This window comes from Mucilaginibacter sp. (assembly GCF_036383575.1).
Taxonomy (GTDB): Bacteria; Bacteroidota; Bacteroidia; order Sphingobacteriales; family Sphingobacteriaceae; genus Mucilaginibacter.
Genome location: NZ_DASVOB010000058.1, coordinates 1 through 3,012, shown reverse-complemented (window position 1 = coordinate 3,012; position 3,012 = coordinate 1). Strand labels below are relative to the sequence as shown.

Genomic DNA, 3,012 nt, shown 5'->3' with positions numbered 1-3,012 from the left:
CCATCCAGTAATTCATTTGCACATTGATGTTGCTGGTATAATTGGAACTCCACGGAGCACGTAACTCCTTGTTCCAGATGCCTTGTAAGTTAGCAGGCACACCCGGAGTTCTCGAGCTGCTGATCAACAAATAACGGCCATACTGAAAATACAAAGCTTCGATACCGGGATCAGCACCCTGATTTTTATTATAACGCGCAAGCCTTTCATCAGTAGGTAATTCAGCATGGCTGCCTTTGTTGTCATTAAGTTTCAGGTTCACCCGGTTAAAGTAATGATGATAATCGGCAAGGTGAGCGGCGAGCAACTGGGCATAAGGTTTCGCAGCAGCTTTATCGAGATTTTTCTCAGCCACTTTCTCATCGCCATCCGGGCATTGGTTATAAGCTTTGAAACTGGTGGCAGCGCTAACATATAATGTTAAGCTTGATGCCCCTTTAACAGTGATGCCGCTTGTATCAGCTGTTATTTTTCCGTCTCCGCTTACTGCTTTTGCCAACACTTCATATCGCATCCCCCTGCATTTATCGTCATCGGCATAAACTATCGGATTTTTTGAATCTACATAGCTTGGCTCAACATGGGCTGGCGCTTTGCCGCTTAGCTGTAATACATTATTATTAAGCACTTCTTTTTGAAAACGAAGCTGACTGCTGGTATTGATCTTAAGATTTAACTGTTTAGGTTTATCCGCAGTAAACCGGATCACTATAACCTTATCTGGTGCCGAAGCAAAGATCTCACGCTTGTAGTTTACACCGCCAACTGTATATTTTGTTGTAGCAACAGCATTGCCAATATTCAGGTCGCGGTAATAGTTTCCGGCTTTAGCGCCATTGTATGATTGTTTGATATGCAGATCGGCCATAGGCAGGAAGCTTTCAGAATATAAGCCCTGCATTTTCTTGGTAAGCTCGCGTGCGCTTTGATAATCACCTTTAAATAGAGCCTCCCTCACCTGAGCCAGGTATTGGAACGCTTCAGGATTTACATTTTGCTTCACCGGTCCGCCCGACCATAGTGTTGATTCATTGAGTTGCAGCAAATCATCATTAACGCCGCCAAAAATCATGGCACCCAACCGGCCATTACCTATTGGCAAAGCTTCCGTCCATGTTTTGGCAGGTTGTTTATACCATAGGGTATTGTTTTGCGCACTTGCGTTCAGCGCCGTTAATTGCATGCATAGCGGTAAAACTACAGACAGGAGTGTTGCTTTCAGACCTTGGTTCATAAAGTAGGATACAATTGTTTTTACAAGTATAACGATGCACAGGCTATAAAAAATAATGCTTATTGGCATTTTTATATCCAAAACAGTTAATGGAAAATAAAAAACCCGCCTTGCGGGCGGGTCTTCATTAGTAAGTTTCAGTCAGTTATAGTGTATTATCTTCTTTCGTTGTAAACCTGGAACTCGGCTATTGATACCTGGTGATCGGCTTTATCTATCGAGATACGAACCTTGCCCGCCCATACCCTGTCAAAACGATGTACTTTAATTCTGTTGGCATTTTCGCCATCAAACAACGGTTTCCAGCTTCCGTTGAGGTAATATTCCAACCGATAATGCGAAATATTAGCCTTTTCTTCGGCAATAACGATGGTATTCAATGCCTGATCTTTCTTAAAGTCGATCTCATACCATGGGTTTTTAACCGTCGGGTTCGATACCCATGAACTATGGAAATCATCGTCATTAGCAAAATCCATTATGGCCGAATCATCGCTCCAGCTTGCACTTGCAGGTTGATTTTTAGCAATGTTTGGTGAAATGATCGGCGCATCCAGTTTAGAGAGTTTTGCAAGCGGACCTTCGTTTTTCCAAAGTTTGCCGATCTCTTTAAGTGCCGCAAGGGCGTTGTCATCAAACAAACCGTCACGGTTAGGTGCTACGTTCAGGATGAAGTTACAGTCAACATTATTCAACGGTTTCAGGATGTCGTTAACCAGTTTGGCAGGTTCTTTAACCGGGGTTGTCGGGTGGCTTGTTTCCCAAAACCAGTTAGCTTGCAGTGGTAAACAGGCAATTGCCGGCATGCGGTTATCTTTGGTTGATACACGCTGACCTGCACCCATTTCGTAAGTTTTTATATCGGTATAATACATGCCTTCAGCAGGATATTTAGCACCGTTAAGGTCCATTACCAAACAATTTGGTTGCAATGATTTTACCAGTGTATAGACCTCTTCAAACGGAACATCATCGTACGAGATCCTTGACCATGGTGCATCCCAGCCGTCAATGATCAGTGCCGAGATCTCGCCGTATTTAGTCATTAGCTCAGTGATCTGTGCTTTAACCATATCAATATGTTTTGGTGTGATCATATTTGGCCTTAACCTGTGGTGGGTATCCAGGATAGAATAATACAGGAAAACCTTTAAGCCATTAGCCCTGAACGCATCAGCATATTCTTTAACCACGTCCTTTTTCAGCGGACTGTTCATCACATTATAATCGGTAGTTTTGGTATCCCAGATACAAAAACCGCTGTGGTGCTTGGTTGTAATACAACCATAAGTCATATTAGCTGATTTTGCAGCCTTTGCCCATTGATCGCAATTCAGCTTTTTAGGGTTGAAAATGGTTGGCAAAGCATCCGGATCGGCCCAGTCCTGGTCCATATAGGTTGGGATGTTAAAGTGGATGAACATACCAAAACGCAGATCGACAAATTCCTGTTGAAGCTGGGCAAGCGGTTTTACAGGCTGCGGGGCCGGTTGTGCTTTTAGTGAGAGTGAAGCGGCACAAAGCGCAATAAAGCATAAAGCTCTTAATTTAAACATGATTGGGTTGTTGGTTAAATTGATAAAACGTTTTAACAACTGCAATATCACATTTAAATTTAATGTTTAGATTATCGGAAATTGACATTACATTCAGCTTATTTGGCGTGGGAAATATAAAACCATGTCATTGCGAGGCACGAGGCAATCGCATGCTATACAGGGCGGCCATGCTTCTGTGCGGTTGCTTCGTGCCTCGCAATGACATTTTTCTCACAATGC

Annotated in this window: 2 protein-coding genes; both read right to left on the bottom strand. The window is 43.0% G+C overall.

Annotation, left to right across the window (positions count from 1 at the left end):
• The coding region (locus tag VF500_RS01960; RefSeq protein WP_330858063.1) for a glycoside hydrolase family 95 protein at positions 1–1,234 on the bottom strand (1,234 nt) is incomplete at its 3' end.
• Between the two features lie 155 nt (positions 1,235–1,389).
• Positions 1,390–2,790, bottom strand: a complete 1,401-nt coding sequence (locus VF500_RS01955) for an alpha-L-fucosidase (RefSeq protein ID WP_330858062.1) — start codon at positions 2,788–2,790, stop codon at positions 1,390–1,392.
• Positions 2,791–3,012: the final 222 nt, after the last annotated feature.

Bases quoted from the DNA above. Each gene is read 5' to 3' on its own strand.
- VF500_RS01955 (WP_330858062.1), bottom strand. From the start codon at position 2,790: ATGTTTAAATTAAGAGCTTTATGCTTTATTGCGCTTTGTGCCGCTTCA.